The sequence below is a fragment of the Bacteroides sp. AF29-11 genome, from assembly GCF_003602895.1.
Taxonomy (GTDB): Bacteria; Bacteroidota; Bacteroidia; order Bacteroidales; family Bacteroidaceae; genus Bacteroides; species Bacteroides uniformis.
In genome coordinates this window covers 221,075-244,814 of sequence record NZ_QTLY01000009.1, presented here as the reverse complement: position 1 = coordinate 244,814, position 23,740 = coordinate 221,075, and the positions used below count along the sequence as shown (strand labels likewise).

General features: G+C 49.7%; 25 protein-coding genes. 2 read left to right on the top strand and 23 right to left on the bottom strand.

The genetic code is table 11. The annotated features are described in order from the left end of the window. Window positions 1–10 precede the first annotated feature (10 nt). The 22 genes from lpxA to DWZ03_RS16545 form a co-directional block, all read right to left on the bottom strand. The gene (gene lpxA, locus DWZ03_RS16650) at window positions 11–787 is read right to left on the bottom strand and encodes an acyl-ACP--UDP-N-acetylglucosamine O-acyltransferase (protein ID WP_005823711.1); all 777 of its coding nucleotides are present in this window, start codon (window positions 785–787) and stop codon (window positions 11–13) included. Between the two features lie 137 nt (window positions 788–924). Next, on the bottom strand, window positions 925–2,310 hold the full coding sequence (locus DWZ03_RS16645; RefSeq protein WP_005823709.1) for a bifunctional UDP-3-O-[3-hydroxymyristoyl] N-acetylglucosamine deacetylase/3-hydroxyacyl-ACP dehydratase: 1,386 nt from the start codon (window positions 2,308–2,310) through the stop codon (window positions 925–927). Window positions 2,311–2,313: 3 nt separating this feature from the next. After that, on the bottom strand, window positions 2,314–3,354 hold the full coding sequence (gene lpxD, locus DWZ03_RS16640; protein WP_005835349.1) for a UDP-3-O-(3-hydroxymyristoyl)glucosamine N-acyltransferase: 1,041 nt from the start codon (window positions 3,352–3,354) through the stop codon (window positions 2,314–2,316). Between the two features lie 84 nt (window positions 3,355–3,438). After that, window positions 3,439–4,665 (bottom strand): HD domain-containing protein, encoded by a 1,227-nt coding sequence (locus DWZ03_RS16635; protein WP_005835351.1) that lies wholly within the window; start codon window positions 4,663–4,665, stop codon window positions 3,439–3,441. 6 nt (window positions 4,666–4,671) lie between these two features. Then, window positions 4,672–5,502 (bottom strand): orotidine-5'-phosphate decarboxylase, encoded by an 831-nt coding sequence (gene pyrF, locus DWZ03_RS16630; protein ID WP_005835353.1) that lies wholly within the window; start codon window positions 5,500–5,502, stop codon window positions 4,672–4,674. Between the two features lie 34 nt (window positions 5,503–5,536). Further along, on the bottom strand, window positions 5,537–6,649 hold the full coding sequence (gene prfA, locus DWZ03_RS16625) for a peptide chain release factor 1 (RefSeq protein ID WP_016272584.1): 1,113 nt from the start codon (window positions 6,647–6,649) through the stop codon (window positions 5,537–5,539). Window positions 6,650–6,653: 4 nt separating this feature from the next. Further along, complete coding sequence (locus DWZ03_RS16620; RefSeq protein ID WP_005835357.1) at window positions 6,654–7,823, bottom strand: AIR synthase-related protein; 1,170 nt, start codon at window positions 7,821–7,823, stop codon at window positions 6,654–6,656. Between the two features lie 112 nt (window positions 7,824–7,935). After that, complete coding sequence (locus DWZ03_RS16615; protein ID WP_005835359.1) at window positions 7,936–8,517, bottom strand: LemA family protein; 582 nt, start codon at window positions 8,515–8,517, stop codon at window positions 7,936–7,938. Between the two features lie 171 nt (window positions 8,518–8,688). Continuing rightward, window positions 8,689–9,597, bottom strand: a complete 909-nt coding sequence (locus tag DWZ03_RS16610) for a TPM domain-containing protein (protein ID WP_016272585.1) — start codon at window positions 9,595–9,597, stop codon at window positions 8,689–8,691. Between the two features lie 40 nt (window positions 9,598–9,637). Further along, on the bottom strand, window positions 9,638–10,633 hold the full coding sequence (locus DWZ03_RS16605) for an alpha/beta hydrolase (RefSeq protein ID WP_016272586.1): 996 nt from the start codon (window positions 10,631–10,633) through the stop codon (window positions 9,638–9,640). Further along, on the bottom strand, window positions 10,633–11,379 hold the full coding sequence (locus tag DWZ03_RS16600; RefSeq protein ID WP_022401723.1) for a shikimate dehydrogenase family protein: 747 nt from the start codon (window positions 11,377–11,379) through the stop codon (window positions 10,633–10,635). Before DWZ03_RS16600 ends, DWZ03_RS16605 begins: the two co-directional genes overlap by 1 nt. A gap of 48 nt (window positions 11,380–11,427) precedes the next feature. Further along, entirely contained in the window at window positions 11,428–11,982 is a 555-nt protein-coding gene (locus DWZ03_RS16595; protein WP_022401722.1) for a hypothetical protein, read from the bottom strand. Window positions 11,983–12,013: 31 nt separating this feature from the next. Further along, the gene (ubiE, locus tag DWZ03_RS16590) at window positions 12,014–12,751 is read right to left on the bottom strand and encodes a bifunctional demethylmenaquinone methyltransferase/2-methoxy-6-polyprenyl-1,4-benzoquinol methylase UbiE (RefSeq protein ID WP_022401721.1); all 738 of its coding nucleotides are present in this window, start codon (window positions 12,749–12,751) and stop codon (window positions 12,014–12,016) included. Between the two features lie 89 nt (window positions 12,752–12,840). Further along, window positions 12,841–13,782: a phosphoribosylaminoimidazolesuccinocarboxamide synthase gene (locus tag DWZ03_RS16585; protein WP_022401720.1), complete on the bottom strand. Its 942-nt coding sequence runs from the start codon at window positions 13,780–13,782 to the stop codon at window positions 12,841–12,843. Between the two features lie 26 nt (window positions 13,783–13,808). Then, complete coding sequence (locus DWZ03_RS16580; protein WP_005823681.1) at window positions 13,809–14,810, bottom strand: PhoH family protein; 1,002 nt, start codon at window positions 14,808–14,810, stop codon at window positions 13,809–13,811. After that, window positions 14,807–15,538 carry a M23 family metallopeptidase gene (locus DWZ03_RS16575; RefSeq protein WP_044468574.1) on the bottom strand — a complete coding sequence of 244 codons (732 nt, stop codon included), beginning with the start codon at window positions 15,536–15,538 and terminating at the stop codon, window positions 14,807–14,809. Before DWZ03_RS16575 ends, DWZ03_RS16580 begins: the two co-directional genes overlap by 4 nt. Then, window positions 15,539–16,204 carry a B3/4 domain-containing protein gene (locus DWZ03_RS16570; protein WP_044468573.1) on the bottom strand — a complete coding sequence of 222 codons (666 nt, stop codon included), beginning with the start codon at window positions 16,202–16,204 and terminating at the stop codon, window positions 15,539–15,541. Continuing rightward, on the bottom strand, window positions 16,204–17,031 hold the full coding sequence (gene pgeF / locus DWZ03_RS16565; RefSeq protein ID WP_120130415.1) for a peptidoglycan editing factor PgeF: 828 nt from the start codon (window positions 17,029–17,031) through the stop codon (window positions 16,204–16,206). Before pgeF ends, DWZ03_RS16570 begins: the two co-directional genes overlap by 1 nt. Beyond that, a complete protein-coding gene (gene obgE, locus DWZ03_RS16560; protein ID WP_016272593.1) occupies window positions 17,028–18,209 on the bottom strand; it encodes a GTPase ObgE in 1,182 nt (393 codons plus the stop codon). Before obgE ends, pgeF begins: the two co-directional genes overlap by 4 nt. Window positions 18,210–18,223: 14 nt before the next feature. Further along, window positions 18,224–18,796 (bottom strand): adenylate kinase, encoded by a 573-nt coding sequence (locus DWZ03_RS16555; RefSeq protein ID WP_005823672.1) that lies wholly within the window; start codon window positions 18,794–18,796, stop codon window positions 18,224–18,226. A gap of 42 nt (window positions 18,797–18,838) precedes the next feature. Further along, window positions 18,839–19,375, bottom strand: coding sequence for a hypoxanthine phosphoribosyltransferase (hpt, locus tag DWZ03_RS16550; protein WP_005823670.1), 537 nt, complete (start codon window positions 19,373–19,375; stop codon window positions 18,839–18,841). Window positions 19,376–19,416: 41 nt separating this feature from the next. Further along, window positions 19,417–20,955, bottom strand: a complete 1,539-nt coding sequence (locus DWZ03_RS16545) for a peptide MFS transporter (RefSeq protein WP_005835421.1) — start codon at window positions 20,953–20,955, stop codon at window positions 19,417–19,419. Between the two features lie 389 nt (window positions 20,956–21,344). On the opposite strand from DWZ03_RS16545, the gene DWZ03_RS16540 reads away from it, so the two are divergent. Both DWZ03_RS16540 and DWZ03_RS16535 read left to right on the top strand, forming a co-directional pair. Beyond that, on the top strand, window positions 21,345–22,856 hold the full coding sequence (locus DWZ03_RS16540) for an NAD(P)H-hydrate dehydratase (protein WP_120130414.1): 1,512 nt from the start codon (window positions 21,345–21,347) through the stop codon (window positions 22,854–22,856). Window positions 22,857–22,885: 29 nt separating this feature from the next. Next, a complete protein-coding gene (locus tag DWZ03_RS16535; RefSeq protein WP_005823665.1) occupies window positions 22,886–23,449 on the top strand; it encodes a YdeI/OmpD-associated family protein in 564 nt (187 codons plus the stop codon). A 17-nt stretch (window positions 23,450–23,466) separates the two neighbouring features. Here DWZ03_RS16535 and DWZ03_RS16530 read toward each other — a convergent pair. Further along, the coding region (locus tag DWZ03_RS16530) for a DUF5715 family protein (RefSeq protein ID WP_243634969.1) at window positions 23,467–23,740 on the bottom strand (274 nt) is incomplete at its 5' end.

The window sequence follows — 23,740 nt, the reverse complement described above, 5'->3', positions numbered from 1 at the left end:
CATACGTTTTTCATTTTCCTGCGGGGATAATGCCGCGGGCTGATTCACGTATAAAGTTTACGATATAGCTTATTTCCGGTGTCATTTCCATTTCATCCTCGATTTTCTTCAAGGCATCCGTATTGTTCAGACCGCCTTGATAGATAATACGATAGGCATCATGGATTTTCTCAATGGTCTCGTTGGAGAAGCCACGGCGGCGTAACCCTACCACATTGATTCCCGCATAGCAGATAGGCTCGCGTCCGGCAATGATGTACGGTGGGATGTCCTTGCTGAAACGGCAGCCGCCTTGTATCATTCCATAACCGCCCACATGGCAGAATTGGTGCATCAGTACATTGGCGCTGATGATGGAATAATCGTCGATGACAATTTCACCCGCCATTTTTGTAGAGTTGCCAATGATACAGCTGTTGCCTATCAGAGCATCGTGGGCCACGTGTACACTTTCCATCAGGAGATTGTTGTTACCGACGATGGTTCTGCCTTTGGCAGCTGTACCGCGGTTGACAGTTACGTTTTCACGTATGATATTGTTGTCTCCGATTTCAGCAGTGCTTTCCTCCCCTCTGAACTTTAAATCCTGGGGAATAGCACCGATAACGGCTCCCGGGAAAATGGTGTTTCCATTGCCGATGCGTGCACCGTACAGAATGTTGACATTTGCCATAATCTTGTTGTTATCACCGATTACCACATTCTTGTCAATGAAAACAAAAGGAGCAATCTCTACGTTTTCCCCGATTTTGGCTTCGGGATGAATATACGCTAAGGGACTTATCATATTATTTACGATTTAGCTATTTACGATTTACGATTGAGAATACTTGCGATTTACTGTATATACGATTTTATCCGAATGTGATAATTCTCACGAATAATTTGAATCGTAAATCGTAAATAGTCTAATCGTAAATTTTATTATTTGTTCTTAACTATTTGCGCCATAAACTCTGCTTCGCAGACAACTTTTTCGCCTACAAACACATAGCCTTTCATGGTAGAGATGCCGCGGCGTATGGGGGCCATCAGCTCTACACGGAAGATGAGGGTATCTCCAGGTACCACTTTCTGGCGGAATTTCACACCGTCAATCTTCATGAAGTAGGTGGAGTAACGTTCCGGTTCATCCACTGAATTCAGTACAAGCAAACCTCCCGTCTGTGCCATTGCCTCTATCTGCAACACACCGGGCATTACGGGTTCCTGCGGGAAGTGTCCCTGAAAGAAAGGTTCGTTGGAAGTTACGTTCTTGACACCTACAATGTAGTTGGCACCTATTTCTATGACTTTGTCCACCAATTGCATCGGGTAACGGTGAGGCAGAAGTTCGCGGATGCGGTTTACATCCATAATCGGTTCGCGGTTGCAGTCGTAGGTAGGGGCTTGTATTTCGTGCAAACGGATTTCCTTGCGCATCTGGCGGGCGAACTTATTGTTGATAGTGTGTCCCGGGCGGGTAGCGATGATACGGCCCTTGATGGGCTTGCCTATCAAGGCCAGGTCACCGATGACATCAAGTAACTTGTGGCGGGCGCATTCATTGGGCCACACCAAAGGTTTGTGGTTGATATATCCCAATTGTTTGGCGTCCATATGAGGAACACCCATCACGTCGGCCAGCTTGTCATAGTTCTCCTGGGACATTTCGCGTTCGTAAATAACAATCGCATTGTCAAGGTCGCCGCCCTTGATAAGACCGGCTTGCAGCAACGGCTCAATTTCGCGTACAAACACGAAAGTACGGCTTGCGGCGATTTCATCCTTGAACTTCGTCATGTCCTCCAGCGTTGCAAACTGGTTGGGGAGGATGTTGGAATCGTATGATACCAATACATTCAAGCTGAAGTTCTCGTCCGGCAACACGATGATGGAAGAGCCGGTTGTTTCGTCACGGAATTCAATTTTGGACTTGATGATATAGAAATCTTTTACGGCATTTTGTTCTACAGTGCCTACGCGCTCTATTTCGTTGACATAATATTGGGCGCTTCCGTCCAGAATGGGAAATTCCGGTCCGTTTACCTGTATCAAGCAGTTATCGATACCCAATGCATAGAGGGCTGCCATACCATGCTCCACTGTGCTCACCTTTACTCCGTTTTTGGAGATTACAGTTCCACGGGTAGTTTCGGATACGTTGTCTGCAACGGCATCGAAGGTAGGCTGTCCTTCCAAGTCAATACGTTGGATTTTGTATCCATGGTTATCCGGAGCAGGATTGAAAGTAACGGTTAGGTCAAGTCCCGTATGAAGACCTTTTCCACTAAGCGAAAAGCTATCTTTTAGAGTCTTTTGTTTTAACATTGGTTACTTATTTAATTGTTGTTTAAGTTCATTCAATTCTTTGCGGAGCTGGCGCAGTTCCACTTGCATTTCCGGCAAACTTCTTTGTGCGATGGATGCCTTGAAATATTGTTTCAGCTCCATAGGAGGGGTACCGATAAGCTGGCTACCGTCCTTTATGCTACTGGGAACACCAGACTGTGCGCCAAGGTTCACTTTGTTGCCAATATGAATATGACCTGCAATGCCTACCTGCCCGCCGAACATGCACCATTCTCCTATCTTGGTAGAACCTGCTACACCTACTTGCGCCGCCATTACGGTGTGGGAGCCTATTTCATCATTGTGTGCCACTTGAATCAAATTATCCAGTTTCACACCGCTATGTACGATGGTGGCTCCCATAGTAGCACGGTCCACACACGTGTTGGCACCGATTTCCACATGGTCTTCCAGGATAGTGATACCTATTTGCGGTATTTTTTCATAGCCCTCGGAAGTGGGGGCGAAGCCGAAACCGTCTGCACCGATAACGCAACCGGAGTGCAGGATGCAGTGGTTTCCTACCCGGCAATCGTGGTAGATGGTGGAGTTAGCGTAAATAATACAGTCATTGCCCACTTTGGCACCGCTGCCAATCGTGACGTGCGGATGAATGACCGTATTGTCTCCCACCTCTGCGTATTCGCCAATGCAGGCAAAAGGCGCAATGTAAACATCCTTGCCAATTTTAGCTGTCTCGGCAACAAAGGCCAGAGAGTCAATTCCCACCCGCTTTGGCTTGCTTTGCTCATAAAGATTTAGCAATTTAGCAAGACTTTCATACGCATTGTCCACTTTAATCAGGGTGGCTTTCACTTCTTGTTCCGGAACAAAGTCCTTGTTTACCAGAACAATGCTTGATTGGGTTTCGTATATGTAGGGGGTATATTTGGGGTTGGATAGAAAGGAGATGGCTCCCGGTATTCCCTCTTCGATTTTCGCAAAGGTGTGAACGGTAGCATTCTCGTCTCCAACAATTTCTCCTTGGATAAATGTTGCAATTTGTTTAGCAGAGAACTCCATGTCTTATTCTTGTTAGATGGTTTCAAAACGCAAATAACGGACTTTTTTTTTATATTTCCTTGTCCTGAGGTGAATATTTTATACTTATCTATGCAAACGTTGGTAGCATAAGTAGTACTTTTTTACTTTCTTGGACAGAAGAGAGATATTGAGCATATCCGATGCTTCGGCAATATTCTTGATGCTGCCGTCGTTGTAGAGGATGTCAATACTGTCATCTGCCTCGTCGTACATATTCTTCTCGATGCTGGGGGTAGAGATGAAATATCTCGCTTCGGAGAGAGGGATGTTCAGTTGTTCACTGATTTGCAAAGTTAGTTCTTTTTTCCGTTCCTCACTAATAGGTTCGGTAGAAATCTCGACTTTGAAGATGTTTCGGTTAATCATGCCGGCGCTCAAGGTGGACAAAACCTTGTCCGAATGGCGGCTCCATACCTTGAGGGCAGTCCAGATGTCATTATCGTCCAACTGAATGAAATTCTCCAAACATTCGGGATTGTTGTAGAATGCCTCCCGGCTGATGTCGTTGTATAGAAAGAATTTCAAGGCGGGTGAGGCAAAGAGGTCTATGCCGCGGCTTGCCAGTTCCTTGGCGCGGAGCAGGGTGCTAATCAGCATTTTCTCGTAGGCAACGGAGGTTTTGTGCAGATAGACTTGCCAGTACATCAGGCGGCGGGCAGTGAGGAAGTTCTCAATAGAATAGATGCCTTTGGACTCTACTACCAGGTGGTCATCCTTTACATCCAGCATCTTGATAATGCGGGCGGAGCCAATGTTGCCTTCGGTCACTCCGGTATAGAAGCTGTCGCGGCGCAGGTAGTCCAGGCGGTCCATATCCAGTTGCCCGCTTACCAGTTGGTGCAGGAAGCGCTTGGGGTATTCATCCTTGAAAATTTGAATGGCGAGTGTCAACTGTCCGTTCATTTCCTTGTTGATACGTTCCATCAGCATCAAGGAGATGTCTTCGTGGGAGACGCCCTGCACGATGGTATTTTCCAGTACGTGGGAGAAGGGGCCGTGGCCGATGTCGTGCATCAGGATAGCGGCTTCCACAGCTTCGGCTTCGCTGTCGAAGATAAAGTTTCCTTTGGTGGCAAGTTGCTGGATGGCCTCACTCATCAGGTAGAAGGCTCCCAAAGAGTGTTGGAACCGTGTATGCTGCGCACCGGGATATACGACAGAGGACAACCCCAGTTGCTTGATACGGTTTAGACGTTGCAAAAGAGGATGTCGTACAACATCGTACAACAACCCCTTTGGTATGTTGATGAACCCGAAGACAGGGTCGTTGATAATCTTTCTTTCGAACATTAAGCGTTAGTCGTTAATCACTTTTTTCAACTCTTCCGCCATCTGTGCCTGCACTTCTTGGGCTGCTTTTCGGCTGGCGGCGGCGAAGTTCTCTGTCTTGTCCACGTAGATGATGCCACGGCTGGAGTTGACAATCAGGCCGCAAGTCTTGTTCATGCCATACTTGCAGACTTCTTCCAGGGAGCCGCCTTGTGCGCCTACGCCGGGAACCAATAGGAAGTGTTCGGGAACAATCTTGCGGATATCTTCGAAGGCGCGGCCTTGTGTGGCGCCTACTACGTACATCATCTGTTCGTCACTGGCCCACTCCTGGGATTTGCGGAGCACTTTTTCGAAGAGGCGTTCGCCGTTGGTGTCTTCCGTCAGCTGGAAGTCGTGCGAGCCTTTGTTGCTGGTCAACGCAAGCAGGATTACCCATTTGCCTTCGTACGTAAGGAACGGGGTCACACTGTCTTCGCCCATGTAGGGAGCTACGGTTACGGAATCTATATCCAGCTCTTCGAAGAAGGTACGGGCATACATGGCAGAGGTGTTCCCGATGTCACCGCGTTTGGCGTCGGCGATGATGAATTGGTCGGGATAGTTCTGCTTGATGTAGTTTACGGTTTTCTCGAAAGCTATCCAGCCTTTCACGCCCATGCTCTCATAAAATGCCAGATTGGGCTTGTAGGCGATGCAGAGGTCGGCAGTAGCGTCGATGATGGCTTTGTTGAAAGCGAATATAGGGTCTTCCTCTTTCAGAAGATGTTCGGGTATTTTCTTGATGTCGGTGTCAAGACCTACGCAAAGGAATGACTTCTTGCGCTTGATGTTCTCGAATAATTGCTGTTTGTTCATATTATTTTTTAGTTACGGGTTACTTATCACTGCCTTACAGTTCGCTCTCTTTCAGTCTTTCTGCATTTTCCGCCACAATCAGGTGGTCGATGCAGTCTTGGATGTCTCCGTCCATGAAGGCGGCGAGATTGTAGATGGTGTAGTTGATGCGGTGGTCCGTGATGCGTCCTTGCGGATAGTTGTAGGTGCGTATCTTGGCGGAGCGGTCGCCAGTGCTGACCATCGTCTTACGCTTGGAGGCGATGTCGTCGATGTACTTCTGGTGTTCCTTATCGTAGATGAAGGTACGCAAGCGCGAGAGGGCGCGTTCCTTGTTCTTGGGCTGGTCGCGCGTCTCGGTACATTCGATGAGGATTTCTTCGACTATGCCTGTGTTGGGATTCTTCCAGTTGTAGCGCAGGCGCACGCCGGATTCCACCTTGTTCACGTTCTGACCGCCGGCACCACCGCTTCGGAAGGTGTCCCACTTGATTTCACCTTCGTTGATAACTACGTCGAACTCTTCGGCTTCGGGAAGCACGGCTACGCTGGCGGCTGAGGTGTGTACCCGTCCTTGCGTTTCTGTGGCCGGTACGCGCTGCACGCGGTGCACGCCCGATTCATATTTCAGTGTGCCGTATACATTGTCGCCCGTCACGGAGCAGACAATTTCCTTGAAACCGCCGGCTGCACCTTCGTTGGCGCTGGATATCTCCATTTTCCATCCCTTGGATTCGCAATACTTGGTGTACATGCGGAAGAGGTCGCCGGCAAAGATTGCCGCTTCGTCACCACCCGTGCCGCCACGAATTTCGAGGATGGCATTACGGCCATCCTGCGGGTCGGCGGGGACGAGCAGCAGCTTTATCTGCTCTTCCAGTTCCGGTTGGCGGGCTTGGCAGGCATCCAGCTCTTCGCGTGCCATTTCCCGCATCTCCTGGTCTGTTTCGTTGGCGATAATTTCTTTGGCTTCTTCTATGCCGCCCAGTACTTGCATGTACTCTTTGCGGGCATTCATCAGGTCGCCCAGTTCTTTATATTCTTTGGTGAGCTTGACGTAACGCTTCTGGTCCGCAATCACTGCCGGGTCTGTAATCAAGGTCGACACTTCTTCGAAGCGGGCGACAAGCCCTTCCAGCTTTTCGAGTATGGTATTGTTGTCTGCCATATATTTAATACTTGAACTCTCCGAATTCGCTCTTGATAATCAGTTCTTTCTTGTCGCTTTCTTCCACGCGGCCTACAATCTGTGCATCGATGTTGAAACTCTTCGAAATAGCAATCACCTCTTCTGCATGTTCGGGAGAGAGGTACACTTCCAGGCGATGCCCCATATTGAACACCTTGTACATTTCGCTCCAGTCCGTATCGCTCTGCTCCTTGATGGTCTTGAACAACGGTGGAACGGGGAAGAGATTGTCTTTGATGACACGGCAGTTGTCTCCCACAAAGTGCAGTACCTTGGTTTGTGCGCCGCCCGAGCAGTGTACCATACCGTGGATTTGGGGACGGAGCGCATCGAGCAGCTTCTTAACTACCGGTGCGTAGGTGCGGGTGGGGGAAAGTACCAGCTTTCCTGCATCCAGCGGACTGTCTTCGACACTGTCTGTCAGTTTTAGCTTGCCACTGTATACCAGCTCTTCGGGTACAGCCTTGTCATAGCTTTCAGGGTATTTCTCTGCCAGGTATTTGGAGAATACATCGTGGCGTGCGCTGGTCAGTCCGTTACTGCCCATACCGCCATTGTATTCTTTCTCATAAGTAGCCTTTCCGTAAGATGCCAGACCTACAATCACATCGCCCGGACGGATATTGGCATTGTCTATAACATCTGAGCGCTTCATGCGGCAGGTCACTGTCGAGTCTACGATAATGGTACGTACAAGGTCGCCCACGTCGGCTGTTTCGCCACCGGTGGCATAAACGCCTACACCCATTTCACGGAGTTCGGCAAGCAGTTCGTCCGTACCGTTGATGATGGCGGAGATTACTTCGCCGGGAATGAGCAGCTTGTTGCGTCCGATGGTGGAAGATACCAGAATGTTGTCTACCGCACCCACACAAAGCAGGTCGTCGATGTTCATAATCAGTGCATCTTGTGCAATGCCTTTCCACACACCCAGGTCGCCGGTTTCCTTCCAGTACATATAGGCAAGACTGGACTTGGTGCCTGCTCCATCGGCATGCATAATGTTGCAATACTCCGGGTCACCGCCCAAAATGTCGGGGATAATTTTGCAGAAAGCCTGCGGGAAAATACCTTTGTCGATATTCTTGATGGCGTTGTGCACATCTTCCTTTGATGCGCTGACGCCTCGCATCATGTATCGTTGATTACTCATGAGATAATAGGTTTGTTCAATTGAATGTGCAAAGATACATCTAATCTTCTACAACACAAAGCGAGGCACAAAGTTTCTCGCCTTTGTGCCTCGCTATAGAGTTGTGTATTTATCAGAATTGTACCTGGGGAGCTTGTTCCGCTCCTTCTGCCGCTTCGAAATAAGCTCGTTTCTCAAAACCGAAGAGACCGGCAAGGATATTCTTGGGGAAACGGCGAATGGCTGTATTGAAGTTCTTGGCTGCATTGTTGAAGTTGGTACGTGCTACGTTGATACGGTTTTCCGTACCTTCCAGCTGTGCCTGCAGTTCCAGGAAATTCTGATTTGCTTTCAAGTCCGGATAGTTTTCTGTGATGGCAAGCAATTTACCGAGGGCGGAAGTCACCGCACCTTGTGCTTTCTGATATTCAGCCAGCTTTTCCGGAGTAAGGTCTGCAGCATCCACTTTGATTTGAGTGGCTTTGCTGCGGGCTTCTACTACACCTTCCAGTGTTTCCTTCTCGTGCGTGGCATATCCTTTCACGGTATTCACCAAGTTCGGAATCAGGTCGGCACGGCGTTGGTATTGGGTTTCTACGTTCGACCATTGTCCGCTGACATTTTCGTCCATGGTTACGAGTCCGTTATAGCCAGTTACCCCCCAAATGGCGAGAAGAGCTATAACAACGATAATGATAATGGTTGATTTCTTCATACTTTTCATTTTTAGGCCTCACCTCCGATTCCTCTCCGATAGAGAGAGGGGAGGAGGGGAAGGCAGTTATTAATCATTTAATTATATTCTATGTAAACGTTTTATTTTCTTCCAGTATCCTCGAAGGTGTGTCAAAACGGTTGATGGCACACAGATGACACATCCTCGGCGTTAGAACCGGGAACCGGCTCCACCGCCACCTCCCATACCGCCTCCGAAGCTGCCGCCGCTGAAGCCTCCTCCGCCACCTCCGCCGAAGAGACCTCCACCACCGAAGATGACCGGACCACCTCCGCCTCCTCCCCGGTAATTTTCATCGTATGACTGCTGGCGGCGCACTACTTTATGTCCGCAATTGCGGCAGGTGTAGGTCACATCTTCCGTTTTCACTCCATTGCGGCGTGAGATGAGTACGCTGCTGCTACGTTGCAATTTATGTTGTCCGCAGTTGGGGCATTTGTTGGCAGCGCGTTGGGCAAGGATACCTATAATAGATGCCACTGCGAGGAAACCGATAAGCCCCAGTAGGATACCTCCTACGGAGAGGTCATCCTCCTCTTCCGTGTCATTCACCATAGTGCCGTCAAGACGTGAACAGACTGCCTTTACACCCGCTACCATTCCGGCATCCCAATTACCGTCTTTCAGATAGGGAATCATGTATTTGGTCTGTATGCGTTTGCAGATGGCATCAGGAAGGTCCCCTTCCAAGCCGTATCCCGTATAAAACTGGATGCAGCGTTGGTCGGTTACCAGCAGAATGACCAAACCGTTGTTTTTCTCTTTTTTCCCTACTCCCCATTCATTGAGCAGCTGATGTGAGAAATCAAAACAGTCTTCTTGTCCGATGGAGGGAACAACGGCAACTACCGTTTCAATACCAGTCTGCTGCTCCAATGCATAGAGCATACGGTCTATATTGTCACATGCCTCCGTTGATAGGATTCCGGCTGGGTTGCACACATAGCGTGTCTTGTCCTGAAGGTGTACTTTAGGAATATTCTTAGTGGTGTAGACTTCTTGTGCCTGCAAGGATAAGAGCAGGCATAAGAAGGATGCTATAGAAATAAATCGTCTCATACTACCAATATTTGTTGCGGCGAAGATAGGAAAAATCACGTCAATGTATGTATTTCCCTACGAATTTCTTTACATGCTCGGTGTATTCCTGCGGATAATCCTTGTAAGACATGGCATGTGTGGCACCGGGTACAATCCATAATTCTTTGGGTTCGGGCTTGGCTTCATAGAGGGGATAAACCATCCACGTCGGTACAAAGGTGTCGGCATCACCGTGGATGAAGAGCATCGGCAAAGTACATTTCTTTACTTGCTCCAGGGCAGAAGCTTCGCGGAAGTCCCACCCGTACTCCTGCCGGCAAAGCCAGCTTGCAGTATGCAGTAGGGGGAAAGCGGGCAGTCCGAACTGTTCTTTCAACTCCCCGCGAAACTCATCCCATACGCTTGTGTAACCGCAGTCTTCCACAAAACACTTGATGAATGGCTGTTGGTATTGTCCGTGTTCCACTTCGCCGGATACCATCATGGTGGTGGCGGCTCCCATGGAGATGCCGTGTACTACCATCTTTGTACTGCGGGACGCTATGCTGTCCGCATGGTTGCGTCCGAAAAGCTCATCGGCGGTCTCGGTCCATTGCAACACGTCGAGCCGGTCTTTCCAGCCCATCTGTACATGGTTCCCTTCGCTCATCCCGTGTCCGTAAAGGTCGGGCAGCAGGATGTTGAACCCCATCTCCTTGCTGTACAGATAGCCTATCATCAGCATGCGCACGGCATTATCCGTATATCCGTGTACGATGACTGCTGTTTTGAGGGTGGGGTGGGCGGCGGCAACGTAGAGTGCATGCAGCGTCTCTCCGCGGTCGTTCTCGATGTAGAAGTCCTTCAGTGCTCCTGCGGTCATCAGGCTATCCACCCAGGGGTGCAGTTCGGGATAGCGCTCGTACATGAAATCGTAGGATGCGGCTATGTTGCGGCTGCGTGAAACGAGGTCGTCCGGTTTCAGGGAATAGCCCAGCATATAGTACCCTCCGCACAACAGTACGGTGCAGAGGGCAGCCAGACCGAGAATCGAATATTTTATGGCTTTCTTCATTATTTATTCCAAATTTCCCATGCAGCAAAGGCCTGCAGCAGCAACATCTCCAGTCCGTTCTTGGTGACGGCTCCTTGTGCCTGGCCTTTCTTCATGAAGAGGGTTTCGTTTGGATTATATAACAAATCGTAGAGCAAATGGTTGGGAGTCAGTAGCTCGTAAGGAATGTTGGGGCAGAAGTCCACTTTGGGATACATGCCTACTGGGGTACAGTTGACAATCACTGTGTACTCTTGCATGATTTCCGGTGTCAGTTCCTCATAAGTGAGGTATTTATCCTCTTTCTTGGCGCGTGATACGAAGGTACTTTTTATACCCAGGTTCTCCAGCCCGCGATATACGGCTTTCGATGCGCCGCCGGTGCCCAGAATCAAGGCTTTTTTGTGATGTGGTTGCAAAAGTGGTTCTATGGATTGTGTAAATCCTATGATGTCGGAGTTGTAGCCAACCAGTTTCACTTTGCCTTTGGGAAGGCGGATAATCTTAATGACATTGACGGCGCCTATCTTGGCCGTGTCTTTGTCCAGTTCGTCCAGGTAGGGGATGACTTGCTCCTTGTAAGGGATAGTCACATTCAGTCCACAGAGGTTGGGATTTTCCTCGATAACTTCCATGAAATCCTCGATACGTGGAATTTCGAAGTTTACATATTCTGCATCAATATTTTCTGCCTTGAATTTCTCATTGAAATATCCGATAGAAAAGGAATGTTTCAACGGGTAACCTATTAAACCGTATTTCTGCATAATATTTTAGTTATTGATTGAACTATATTCGTTTGTTTATGGAGTACATTATTGGTCGGAAGTAGTTGAGGAGGTGATTACCGGTTCTTTGATGATAACAAAACCTCCGAATTGCAATCCGTTGTCTTTTCCGTTCAAACAGAACTTTCTGTCGAATACGGGTTTATTTTTTGATTTCCAGGTCAGTTTGCTAGAGAAGGTGATGACGTCTTGAGTACCATCGTTCCAGTCTATTATCACTTTTTCGTTATCGAATGTATCGTCGCCATTGAATTCTCCAAAAGTGAGAAAGTATTTGCCAGTTTCAAATTTCATTGTTTGCAGACCGTTGAAGTGTGCAAGGTAAGCTTTGGTTTGGTTTATAGGAACGTCCTTTTCATAAATTTTTCCATTATAGATTGCCTTGATTCCTTGCTTGGCAATGTTGCCGGGAGTTTTAGGATTCAACAAATCATTACCTTGAACATCTTGTACTGCGATATGCAGTTCGATAGGAGCAAAATCCCATATCATATCATCACTTCCCGAATCATCGCAAGCTGTGAAACCGGCAACGCAAAGGAGGGAAATAAATAATAAATAGAGGGTGTGTGTAGCTTTCATAAGGTCTCTTTCTTATATAAGTTTCTTCTTTTTATTTAGTTGCCACATAAAGTGTACATATCCCGAAAGTCAGCCGCTTGAAGTGCACTTCGCTGAAGCCTGCCTTGCGGATAACTCCCTGCATCACTTCTCCTTGCGGGAAGGCGCGAATACTTTCCGGTAGATAGGTATAGGCGCTGTTGTCTTTCGAAATACATTTACCGAGCAGGGGGATAACGACTTTGGAGTAGATGGTGAACAGTTGTTTCATCGGGAAGCGGTCCGGTGTAGAGAGTTCCAGTATGACGAGATGTCCGCCGGTCTTTAGTACGCGGCACATCTCAGACAGTCCTTTGTCCAGCCCTTCGAAGTTGCGGATGCCGAACGCTACGGTCACGGCGTCGAAGCTTTCGTCGGCAAACGAGAGGGAGGTGCAGTCCTCCCGGGCAAATGAAATCTTGTCCGAGAGGTGCGCCTGCTTTACTTTTTCACGTCCCACGTTCATCATGCCTTCCGAGATGTCGGTGCCAATCAGGCTATCGGGTTGCAGTTCGCGGCATGCAAGGATGGCGAAATCGCCGGTGCCGGTAGCTACGTCCATAATGCGCCGGGGGCGGAAAGGACGTAGGTACTTGATTGCTTTCCTACGCCAGCTGCGGTCAATACCCATGGATAGAGTGTGATTCAGCTTGTCGTAGGCAGGAGCGATGTTGTCGAACATTTCTTCCACTTGTTCGCTCTTCTTGCCGTCATTGCCGTAGGGCTTGATGTGTTCTTGGGGGTAATCCATGATTTTTTAATGTGCTAATGTGCTGATATGCCAATGTGCTAATTGGCTGCGCTATTATGCCGCAAGGTCATTAGCACATTGGCATATTATCACATTAAGTAATTAGTTACATTCTTTTCAATGCGTTCGGCAATGTTGCTGGTATCTTCCTTTACAAACTTCTCGCCGGTGATGTGTTCGTACAGTTCGATGTAACGTTCACTGATTGAAGTAACGATTTCGTCTGTCATTTCCGGTACTTGCTGTCCTTCTTTACCTTGGAAGCCGTTGTCCATCAGCCATTCGCGTACAAACTCCTTGGAGAGTTGCTTTTGCGGTTCGCCGTTGGCAAAACGTTCTTCGTAGCCTTCGGAGTAGAAGTAGCGGCTGGAGTCGGGCGTATGGATTTCGTCCATCAGGTAAATCTTGCCGTCGTGCTTGCCGAATTCGTATTTGGTATCTACCAGAATCAATCCGCGTTCAGCTGCAATCTCGGTGCCGCGTTTGAAGAGGGCCATGGTATATTGCTCCAATACGGCATATTCTTCGGGTGTAGCCAGACCTTGTGCCAGGATTTCTTCTTTGGAGATGTCGGCATCGTGTTCGCCAATCTCGGCCTTTGTGGTCGGGGTGATGATGGGTTCGGGGAATTTCTGGTTTTCCTTCATCCCTTCGGGCAGTTTCACGCCGCAGATTTCACGTACGCCGCTCTTGTAGGCACGCCATGCGCTGCCGCAGAGATAGCCGCGTACAATCATTTCTACGGGGAATCCCTCGCACATCACACCTACCGTCACCATCGGGTCGGGCGTAGCCATTTTCCAGTTGGGACAGATGTCGGTTGTGGCATCCAGGAATTTTGCTGCAATCTGGTTCAGCATTTGTCCTTTGAAGGGAATACCTTTCGGCAATACTACGTCGAAGGCTGAGATGCGGTCGGTAGCTACCATGACCAACTTTTCACCATTGATGTTGTACACATCACGAACTTTTCCGTGGTACACGCTTTTCTGTCCGGGAAAGTTAAATTCAGTTGCTGTTAATGCTTTCATCTTTGTAATATTTACGATTTGAGAATTTACTGTTTCTGTTCAATCTTGCTATCAGCTTGTTCGGCTTTGCGTCGTTCACGCTCCGCTTTCGCTTCCTTGTCGAACTTCTCGTAGGCCTCCACAATCTGAGTTACCAACTTGTGGCGTACGATGTCTTTCTTGTTCAGCTCCACAAAACTGATGCCTTTTACGCCTTTCAGAATCTTCAGTGCCTGCACCAGACCGGAAGTCTGGGAAGAAGGCAAGTCAATCTGCGTCATGTCCCCCGTGACAATCATCTTGGTGTTCATGCCCATGCGGGTGAGGAACATCTTGATTTGCTGGGTGGTCGTGTTCTGCGCTTCATCCAGAATGACAACGGCATCGTTCAGTGTACGTCCGCGCATAAAGGCGAGAGGGGCAATCTGGATGATGTTCAGCTCCATATACTCTTTCAACTTGGCGGCAGGTATCATGTCCTGCAGGGCGTCATAGAGTGGTTGCAGATACGGGTCTATCTTGTCCTTCATGTCGCCGGGCAGGAAACCGAGCTTTTCTCCGGCTTCTACGGCGGGGCGGCTGAGAATGATTTTCTTTATCTCCTTATTCTTTAGTGCCCGCACGGCAAGCGCGATGGCAGTATAGGTTTTTCCTGAACCGGCAGGACCGATGGCAAACAGCATGTCATTCTTGGCAAATGCCTCTACCAGCTTCAGCTGGTTCTCGCTGCGCGGGATAATCGGCTTTCCGGTTACGCTGAATACAATGACATTGCCCGACTTTTCCGCTTGCGGGGCATTGCCTTTGATGATGTCTATAATGACCTCTTCTTTCAAAGAATTGTATTCGGCACAGTATTTCTCCAGTTTGGTGATGTTTTCCTCAAATGCACACATTTCCTCCTCATCACCCAATACTTTGATGACATTGCCGCGGGCAACAATGCGGAGCTTGGGATACAAGGCTTTTATCAGCTGCATGTTGGCGTTGTTTACGCCATAAAATATTACCGGGTCAATATCTTCAAGAACAATCAGTTTTTCTATCATTGATATGTTTTAAGTTCAATTCGTTCTTTTAGTGAAACGTTCTGCAAATGTAGTGAAACGTTTGGATACTTAAACAGTTCCATTGGGTATTTTTTTTGCAGTGGCTTCGGGTAGATTGTCGGTAATTGTTGCACGACGATGCCGTTTCCTTTTTTTGAGCATCCGATACGTTGTCGGTTCAGCGTCTGTTCCTTCATGTTGAAGATGATATTGGGGTCGAAGTGCTGCCCGTTGACGCGTGTCTCGAAGTGCAGATGCTCAGTAGAGGCGCGTCCGGTGCGTCCGGTCAGTGCGATGGGCTGTCCGGCTTTGACTGTGTCGCCACAATGTACAAGGTTTTTGAAGTTGTGGCTGTATATCGTTTCCAGTCCGAAGTCATGGCGTACGACGACGACATTGCCGTAGGCGCTATAAGGCTTGGACATCCGTACTACGCCGTTGAAGGCACTCCGTATGGTGTCTTTGGCGCAGGTCTTGATGTCTATGCCGCTGTGGCGTCCCCGCCCCCGTCCGTAAGGGGAGATGACTTTTCCTCCAGGCAGGGGAAAGGAGTATTCCGTGTCCGGAATGTCCTCCAAAGGTAGCTCTATCAGTTCTCTTTGCGAAAACAGTCCCGGAGTGGCAACGCGAATATGGTTGGTTTCCATGGCGGAAAAGACCGTTTTCTTCCCTTGTGCCGTGGCACCAAGGGCTATGAGCAGGAGAGGGACAAGAATACGGATTTTCATTTATTCAAAATATTGTATACTCCCACCGGTAGAGGAAGCATATTTCTCCAACAGTTCCAATATCATTTCGGCTGCTTCTTTCAGACCTTCCTGCCCGTTGTAGCCGTTGACAATGGCAAGGATATGGCGGGTTTCAAGTTTCATCTTGGTGCGTTCGTGGTCGCTGGTCGGGGTACCGATACCGCCTATACGGTCGCGGTAGACGGGCAGCCCTTCTATGTTCAGCATGCCGCGGCCTATACCCTCGAACGATTCCTCGGCACGTCCTATGCCCAGCTCAAGGTCGCTTCCTTGTATCTCGTCGGCATCAAATCCGCCGATAGAGTGGCCCGTACGTAGGGAGACAAGGTTGATAAGGTCTACCAACGTATCTATCTGATAGAGTTCCAATCCGCGCAGCAGTCGCCGTCTCAGTGCTTCGGCCGAGGGACGGTAGCGGCTGGGATCCTTGCCGCAACGTTTGTAGGCTTCGCGGGTGGCGGCAATGACGGGTTGGTACTTGATGCTGTCCGTGGTTTCACGGGCTCTTAGCTCTTGGGTGAAAGTTGCGATTTCCTGCCACAACCCTTCGCAATATGGGGTATTTGTCACTTCGGCAAATACGGCTGCACCGCGGAATTCGGGGCAATTCTGCTTGATTTCTTTAGAAAGTGCGATATGATACATTAATGCAATCCGTTTGAATGGGTTAACATGATTCCCGACAATATCCTTCCGGATTTGATACCCATCCGGCGTGCCGAGAAGAACTCTTCATATTGGGTAAAAGTACATATATTGGCTGTCTCCACTTGTGCGGAAGGTACTCCGAAGTCCAGCAGTTGCAGTCGGTTGGCAGCCCATAGGTCGATATGGTATTTGTGGGTGGCGGGTTTCCATTCGGAGATGTAATCCATCTGGAAACCGTTCTTGCGGAATGCTTCATAGACTTCGTCGCCTACCTCGAAGGCGGAAAGGGAGATGCCGGGGCCGATGCAGGCTATCACTTCTTTGCCCTCTGTACCATAGCGGGCACGCATCTTGTCGAGTGTGTGGCCGAGGATGTAATTCACAGTGCCGCGCCATCCGGCATGAACAGCGGCTATCACGGCATTCTTCCGGTCGTAGAGCAGGATGGGAATGCAGTCTGCCGTAGAGATACAGATGCAGTAGCCCGGTTCACGGGTTATCAGTGCATCAATGCCCTGCAACATGGAGTGGCGTTCTTCTGCTGTTGCTTGCAGGTAAGTTCCGTCAATGACAAGTGCCTTTGTCCCGTGGGTCTGAAACGGGATGACCAGTTCTTGGGGGCGTTGGGGCAGGGAAGAACATACTATTTCCTGGTTGCGGCGTACAGCTTCGGCTTCGTCTCCCGTGTAAGGTGTACAGTTGAGGGAGGCATAGTTACCTTGGCTGCATCCACCGTGGCGGGTGGTTACAAAACAAGAAATGCCGGGATATGAGGCAAGCAGCTCATATTCCAACATTTTCTTATCTTCTGTAAGAGGAATCATTTTTTATCTTCCTCCCAATCTTCTTCGTATTCAAAGTCCTCGAGGTCCTCTATGTCCTCGTCGTCGTTGACGTATTCATAGCTGAGGTCCTCGTCCTCACCCTCTTCTTTCAATTCTTCCTGCAGGTGGCTGAGGTCTTTGGCGCGATGGGCAATGCTGTCCACTTTGCCTTCTATCTTATTACTTTCCTTGTTCAGCTCTTCCCAAAGGATGTCTTTCAGCGTAGAGATGCCCATGCCGGAGACAGCAGAGATGAATATATGCGGAATCCCTTCGGGCAGTGTCGGCTCTATCTCGTCCATCAGTTCCTGGTCGAGCATGTCGCATTTGGTGACGGCAAGCACGCGTTGTTTGTCCAGCATTTCGGGGTTGAAGGTGCGGAGCTCGTTCAGGAGTATGTCGTACTCCTTGCGGATGTCGTCGCTGTCGGCAGGCACCATGAACAGCAACAGGGAGTTGCGCTCGATGTGTCGCAGGAAGCGCAATCCCAATCCTTTGCCCGCACTGGCTCCTTCGATGATTCCGGGAATGTCCGCCATCACAAACGATTTGCTGTCGCGATAGGACACGATGCCCAGATTGGGTTCCAGCGTTGTAAACGGATAATTGGCGATTTTGGGCTTCGCCGCAGAAACGGATGCCAGTAAAGTGGATTTTCCTGCATTGGGGAAACCTACCAGACCGACGTCTGCCAGCAGCTTCAGTTCCATGATTACCGTCAACTCCTGCATCGGTTCGCCCGGTTGTGCAAAGCGGGGAGCCTGGCGTGTGGCGGTTTTGAAGTGCCAGTTACCCAGACCTCCGCGTCCGCCTTTCAGCAAGATGACTTCTTGTTCGTGCTCGGTGACGTCGCAGATATATTCACCCGTTTCGGCGTTGTACACCACCGTGCCGCAGGGCACTTCAATCACCTTGTCCGCTCCGTCTTTTCCGAAACTGCGGTTTTTGGAACCGGATTCTCCGTGACCTGCCAGGATGTGGCGATCGTACTTCAGATGGAGTAGCGTCCAGTAGTTGCGGTTACCCCGCAGGATGACATGGCCTCCTCGTCCTCCGTCACCTCCGTCGGGGCCTCCGTTGGGTATGTATTTCTCACGCCGCATATGCGTAGAACCTCGTCCGCCCTTTCCGGAGCGGCAATATATTTTTACGTAGTCAACAAAATTCGATTCAGCCATATTCTGTTTTATTGTTATTTCACTGCGTCAATAGCCTTGCAAACATCGGCAAAGATTTCTTCCAATACGCCGAAGCCCTGGATGTGTTGGTATTTGCCGTCCTGCTTGTACCAGTCAATCAGCGGAGCTGTCTGTGAGTGGTAAACCACCAGACGCTTCTTGATTGTCTCTTCATTGTCGTCTGCACGTCCTGATTCTTGTCCGCGCTTGATAAGGCGTTTCATCAGTTCTTCTTCGGGCACGTCGAGGTCGAGCATTACGCTGACTTCCTGTCCGCGTTCGGCGAGCATCTTCTTTAATGCTTCAGCCTGGGCGATTGTTCTGGGGAAGCCGTCGAAAATCACGCCTTTGCTATCCTTGAAGCTGTCGAATACGCTTGCCAGAATATCAATCATCAACTCATCGGGAATCAACTGGCCCTGGTCGATATAACCTTTAGCAGTCTTGCCCAGTTCTGTACCGTTTTTCATTTCAGCACGGAGCACGTCTCCGGTAGAGATGTGGTTGATGCCATACTTTTCTACAATCTTTTCACTTTGTGTTCCCTTACCTGAACCGGGAGCACCAAAAATTACAATGTTCAACATTTGCTTAGTTATTATTTAATGATTTACTATATTATGTCTGTATCAGTCTACTACAGTATAAATGTCGGGATAGTTGCGCCCGAAGCCGTCATAATCCAACCCGTAGCCCACGATGAAATCGTTCGGAATATTCATGGCCACATATTCTATGTTCAAATCAACTTTCAGCTTATCGGGTTTCACCAGTAGAGAGGCAATATGAATCTCCCTGGGACCGCGAGTGCCGAGGGTGTCCAGTAAGCGTTGCATGGTGAGTCCCGTATCTACGATATCCTCTACAATGACCACTGTACGGTCTGTGAGGTCTTCATTGATGCCTATTACTTCCTTGATTACCCCGGTAGAGGATACTCCTTGATAAGATGCCAATTTGACAAATGAAATTTCGCAGGGAATCGTGATTCGTTTCAGCAAATCGGCGGTAAACATGAACGAACCGTTCAGTACGCTGAGGAATAGAGGATTCTTTCCTGCCAGGTCGCGGTTGATTTCGTTCGCTACACGGGTTACTTCTTTCAGTATGTCCTGCTCCTTGATGGAGACTGTGAACATCTTGTCTTTTATTTGTATGGTATCCATAGATGGGATGTTTTTAGAAAGTTGCCGCAAAAATACGATTTTTATTCCACTCCATGCATCATCTTCTGTAATTTCTTTGAAAGCAGGAAGAGGATAAGCGATGCCGTGGCAGACATGACGACGAACACCATGAAGAAATCGTACATTGTCTCGATGCGATAACCCAGCAGCGTCTTTACCTTTCCGGCTTCGGGGTAGAGCCCGCTCAGCGTGCCTGCAAACTTATTGGCAGTGGCGGTGGAGAGGTACCATATCCCCATCATCAGCGAGGCGAAGCGGATGGGCGTGAGCTTGTTCACCATGGAGAGTCCGATGGGCGAGAGGCAGATTTCGCCCATGGTATGGATGAAGTAGAGCCCCGTCAGCCAAATGAGACTCACCTTGATGCCCGGCTGAACATCTTTCACCCCAAAGCAGATGACGAGATAGCCCAGTGAAAGCAGTAGCAGGCCGATGGCTTGCTTGGTGGGCGAGGCGGGCTCCATGCCCCGTTTGCCCAGGGCGCCCCATACGCCCGGCATGATGGCGGCAAGTATCACCACAAAGAAGGGGTTGAAGGACTGAATCCAGGAGGCGGGCATTTCCCACCCCAGGATGACGCGGTCGGTCTGCTCGGAGGCGAAAAGCGTGAGCGAGGCGCCTGCCTGCTCGTAGGCCGCCCAGAAGAAAATGACGAAGAAGGCGATGATGTAGATGACGAAGATGCGGTCGCGCTCCGTCTTGGTGAGTGAGCCTTCCAGCAGGATGCTGACGGGAAACACGATGCAGGCGGTGAAGATGCCGATGCTTATCCAATCGCTCCCGAAACACCAGTAGAAGAAACCGGCAAGCGCGATGGCAAGCAGGGCGAGCAGCAGGTAGTTGCGCATGGGCCGTCCGTTGGCGTGGGCACTCTTCCGGGCGGTGTTGTCTGCCTGGGGCCGCTCCTTGCGGGCGTCGGGGATAATGCCGAGGGGCTTGCCATCGGGGCCGATGAGGTACTTGTTTTTCTGGGTTTCGAAGAGGACGACCGTCAGCACGGTGACGATGGCGGCAATGAGGAAGCCCCATCGGAAGTCGTGAGGGTTGCCCGTCTCGCCAAAATAGCCGCAGACCAGCGGGGCGAGGAAGGAACCCACGTTGACACCCATATAGAAGATGGTGTAGGCGGAATCCAGCCGTTTGTCACCCGGCTCGTAGAGCTGCCCCACCAGGGAGGAGACGGTGGGCTTGAAGCAGCCGTTGCCCAATATAAGGAAAGTCAGTCCGCCGTACATCAGCCAATGCGAAAGCTCACGCGCCTCCAGCATCGAGGCACTGGCAAACATCAGGAACTGGCCGACTGCCATCATCATGGCCCCCCAGAAGACGGAACGGCGGATGCCCCAGTATTTGTCGGCGATGTAGCCGCCGATTAAGGGTGTCAGGTACACCAGTCCGGTGTAGCTGCCGTAGATGGAGGCGGCGTGCTCCTTGTCGAAAAGGAGTGCCTGGGTGAGGAACAGAATGAAGATGGCACGCATGCCGTAGTAGCTGAAACGCTCTGCCGTGCTGGTGGCGAAGATAAGGTAAAGACCTTTCGGGTGTCGGGATGTACTCATTGAATATGCTTTTATTGTTTTGGCTTTTATTATATGTTGAGGGTACAAAATTAGTCATTATTTTGCGTAAGTTAATGGGTATAATTAGAAACTTGCCGACAAGCCTGCGGGAACTTGCCGACAAGCTTGTGCAAACTTATCCGTAAGCCTACGCAAACTTAAAACAGAATTTCTGTTTCTGTAAATAAAGCTTTTGTTTATAGAAATAGAGCTTTTGTTTCTAAGAATAAAGGCTTTGTTCTAAGAATCCTTTGCATTGAAGACAACTTTTCCTTACGGAGCAGATATTTTTTCCCGGGGGACAAAGCAACTTGATAAAAAACGTCTTCTCTTTGTACAGTTGAAATCAAAGCCCTATCTTTGCTCTACGATTTTAAGATAATCCTATTATGAAGATATTTCCTACTACAAGCATCAAGCAACTGGATGCAGATACCATAGAGAATGAACCGATTGCCTCCATCGACTTGATGGAACGTGCCTCACGCGCATTGGCCCGTGCCATTGCCGAGCGTTGGGAGCCGGACACGCCGCTCACCGTTTTTGCCGGACCGGGGAACAACGGTGGCGATGCGCTTGCCCTGGCGCGACTGCTGGCTGGGAAGGGCTACCGGCTCGAGGTGTATCTCTTCAATACGAAAGGGACGCTTTCGCCGGACTGCGAGACGAACAAGGAGCGGCTGGCCGACGTGCCGGGCGTGGACTTCCACGAAGTGACCACTCAGTTTGTACCTCCTGTGCTGACGGCGGACCATGTGGTGATAGACGGCCTCTTCGGCAGCGGTCTGAACAAGGCTCTGAGCGGCGGTTTTGCAGCCGTAGTGAAGTACATCAACGCTTCGCCCGCAACGGTGGTGTCCATCGATATCCCATCGGGACTGATGGGTGAGGACAACACCTACAACGTACATACGAATATCGTCCGTGCCCATCTGACGCTGAGCCTGCAATTGCCGAAACTGGCATTTCTCTTTGCCGAGAACGAGCCGTATGTGGGCGAATGGCAGTTACTGGACATCGGGCTCAGCAAGGATGCCATTCATGACATGGAAACGGACTTCTGCCTGCTGGAGCATGAAGACGTGTCTGCCCTGCTGAAGCCGCGCAGCCGGTTTGCCCATAAGGGGAACTTCGGCCGTGCACTGCTGATAGCCGGTTCGCAGGGAATGGCGGGAGCTTCGGTGCTGGCTGCGCGTGCTTGTCTGCGTTCGGGGGTGGGGCTGCTGACGGTGCATGTGCCGTTCTGCAACAACTTCATTGTGCAGACTTCCGTGCCCGAAGCCATGACGGAGCTGGACATCAGCGACACCTGCTTTGCCGCCGCTACTGATACGGACGATTACCAGGCCGTGGCGATAGGTCCGGGACTGGGAAAGGCGGCAGAGACCGAGGCGGCTCTGCTGGAGCAGATAGAGATATGCCAGACTCCGATGGTGGTGGATGCTGATGCCCTGAACTTGCTGGGCGAGAAGCGTAACTATATAGGGCGTCTGCCCAAAGGGAGTATTCTGACTCCGCACCCCAAGGAACTGGAGCGTCTTGTAGGCAAATGCCAGAATTCGTACGAACGCCTGATGAAGGCTCGCGAGCTGGCGAAGAGCGCCGGAGTGCATATCATCTTGAAAGGCGCTTATTCTGCCATTGTCACTCCTGCCGGGAAATGTTTTTTCAACCCTACCGGCAATCCGGGTATGGCAACGGGAGGCAGCGGTGATGTGCTGACGGGAGTGGTGCTTGCCTTGCTTGCCCAAGGCTATGAGCCGGAGAAGGCTGCCTGCCTGGCCACGTATGTGCACGGACTGGCGGGAGATGTTGCCTGCAAGAAGCAGGGGGCAGTGGGGATGACGGTGGGGGATATAGTTGCCTGCCTGCCGCTAGCGTGGAAGATGCTGGAAGAATAAGGAGAGAAGTGTAATTTGGATGGCTTGTCATGTCAACAGAAATAAGATATTTTGAAAACAGAAAAGATTGGCGGAAGTGGCTGGCTGACAATTTCGATACTGCCGATGGAGTCTGGTTTGTGTTTCCTACTAAATCTTCAAGCGAGAAAAGTATTGTATATAATGACGCTGTTGAAGAGGCCCTTTGTTTCGGGTGGATTGACAGCACGATAAAGTCACTTGACAAAGAACATAAAATTCAGCGTTTCACGCCCAGGAATCCTAAAAGTACCTATTCGCAAGCCAACAAAGAAAGGTTGAAATGGTTGCTGGAGCATAAAATGATACATCTTGAATTTGAGGATAAAATACGAACTGTCTTGTCGGTTCCTTTTGTTTTTCCAAATGATATAATCGACAGATTGAAAGAGGATGAAAGAATATGGAAGAATTATCAGAGTTTCTCTGACCCCTATAAACGTATCCGAATCGCATACATTGAAGCGGCGAGGAAACGACCGGAAGAATTTGAAAGGCGATTAAATAACTTTATCTGTAAAACGAAAGAGAACAAAATAATAATAGGGTTTGGCGGGATTGAAAAATACTATTAACGCTAATTCTTTTCCGCTTATTTCTCTCTTGTCGTAATGTGGAAGCATCCTTGCTTCAATTCGTACTTGATGTAGCATTTGTCGGCTTTCCGCAGGTCACGGAGCACTTCCGAAAGGACCAGTTTTAAGGTATCTGCGCTGACATCCTGCAAAGGACGTCCATCCTCGTCTTCTATTTTCTGAAAGCGCTTCCAACTGACATCGAATGTCGTTCCGTAAAAATGTGCCGAGTTTGGAGAAGCATTGCCGTTACGGCGGCGCAGGCGTTTTACGTCGTCTTGGGGGCGGGGG

Coding starts and splice junctions, on each gene's coding strand:
- lpxA (WP_005823711.1), bottom strand. CDS start 787: ATGATAAGTCCCTTAGCGTATATTCATCCCGAAGCCAAAATCGGGGAA.
- DWZ03_RS16645 (WP_005823709.1), bottom strand. CDS start 2,310: ATGTTAAAACAAAAGACTCTAAAAGATAGCTTTTCGCTTAGTGGAAAA.
- lpxD (WP_005835349.1), bottom strand. CDS start 3,354: ATGGAGTTCTCTGCTAAACAAATTGCAACATTTATCCAAGGAGAAATT.
- DWZ03_RS16635 (WP_005835351.1), bottom strand. CDS start 4,665: ATGTTCGAAAGAAAGATTATCAACGACCCTGTCTTCGGGTTCATCAAC.
- pyrF (WP_005835353.1), bottom strand. CDS start 5,502: ATGAACAAACAGCAATTATTCGAGAACATCAAGCGCAAGAAGTCATTC.
- prfA (WP_016272584.1), bottom strand. CDS start 6,649: ATGGCAGACAACAATACCATACTCGAAAAGCTGGAAGGGCTTGTCGCC.
- DWZ03_RS16620 (WP_005835357.1), bottom strand. CDS start 7,823: ATGAGTAATCAACGATACATGATGCGAGGCGTCAGCGCATCAAAGGAA.
- DWZ03_RS16615 (WP_005835359.1), bottom strand. CDS start 8,517: ATGAAGAAATCAACCATTATCATTATCGTTGTTATAGCTCTTCTCGCC.
- DWZ03_RS16610 (WP_016272585.1), bottom strand. CDS start 9,597: ATGAGACGATTTATTTCTATAGCATCCTTCTTATGCCTGCTCTTATCC.
- DWZ03_RS16605 (WP_016272586.1), bottom strand. CDS start 10,633: ATGAAGAAAGCCATAAAATATTCGATTCTCGGTCTGGCTGCCCTCTGC.
- DWZ03_RS16600 (WP_022401723.1), bottom strand. CDS start 11,379: ATGCAGAAATACGGTTTAATAGGTTACCCGTTGAAACATTCCTTTTCT.
- DWZ03_RS16595 (WP_022401722.1), bottom strand. CDS start 11,982: ATGAAAGCTACACACACCCTCTATTTATTATTTATTTCCCTCCTTTGC.
- ubiE (WP_022401721.1), bottom strand. CDS start 12,751: ATGGATTACCCCCAAGAACACATCAAGCCCTACGGCAATGACGGCAAG.
- DWZ03_RS16585 (WP_022401720.1), bottom strand. CDS start 13,782: ATGAAAGCATTAACAGCAACTGAATTTAACTTTCCCGGACAGAAAAGC.
- DWZ03_RS16580 (WP_005823681.1), bottom strand. CDS start 14,810: ATGATAGAAAAACTGATTGTTCTTGAAGATATTGACCCGGTAATATTT.
- DWZ03_RS16575 (WP_044468574.1), bottom strand. CDS start 15,538: ATGAAAATCCGTATTCTTGTCCCTCTCCTGCTCATAGCCCTTGGTGCC.
- DWZ03_RS16570 (WP_044468573.1), bottom strand. CDS start 16,204: ATGTATCATATCGCACTTTCTAAAGAAATCAAGCAGAATTGCCCCGAA.
- pgeF (WP_120130415.1), bottom strand. CDS start 17,031: ATGATTCCTCTTACAGAAGATAAGAAAATGTTGGAATATGAGCTGCTT.
- obgE (WP_016272593.1), bottom strand. CDS start 18,209: ATGGCTGAATCGAATTTTGTTGACTACGTAAAAATATATTGCCGCTCC.
- DWZ03_RS16555 (WP_005823672.1), bottom strand. CDS start 18,796: ATGTTGAACATTGTAATTTTTGGTGCTCCCGGTTCAGGTAAGGGAACA.
- hpt (WP_005823670.1), bottom strand. CDS start 19,375: ATGGATACCATACAAATAAAAGACAAGATGTTCACAGTCTCCATCAAG.
- DWZ03_RS16545 (WP_005835421.1), bottom strand. CDS start 20,955: ATGAGTACATCCCGACACCCGAAAGGTCTTTACCTTATCTTCGCCACC.
- DWZ03_RS16540 (WP_120130414.1), top strand. CDS start 21,345: ATGAAGATATTTCCTACTACAAGCATCAAGCAACTGGATGCAGATACC.
- DWZ03_RS16535 (WP_005823665.1), top strand. CDS start 22,886: ATGTCAACAGAAATAAGATATTTTGAAAACAGAAAAGATTGGCGGAAG.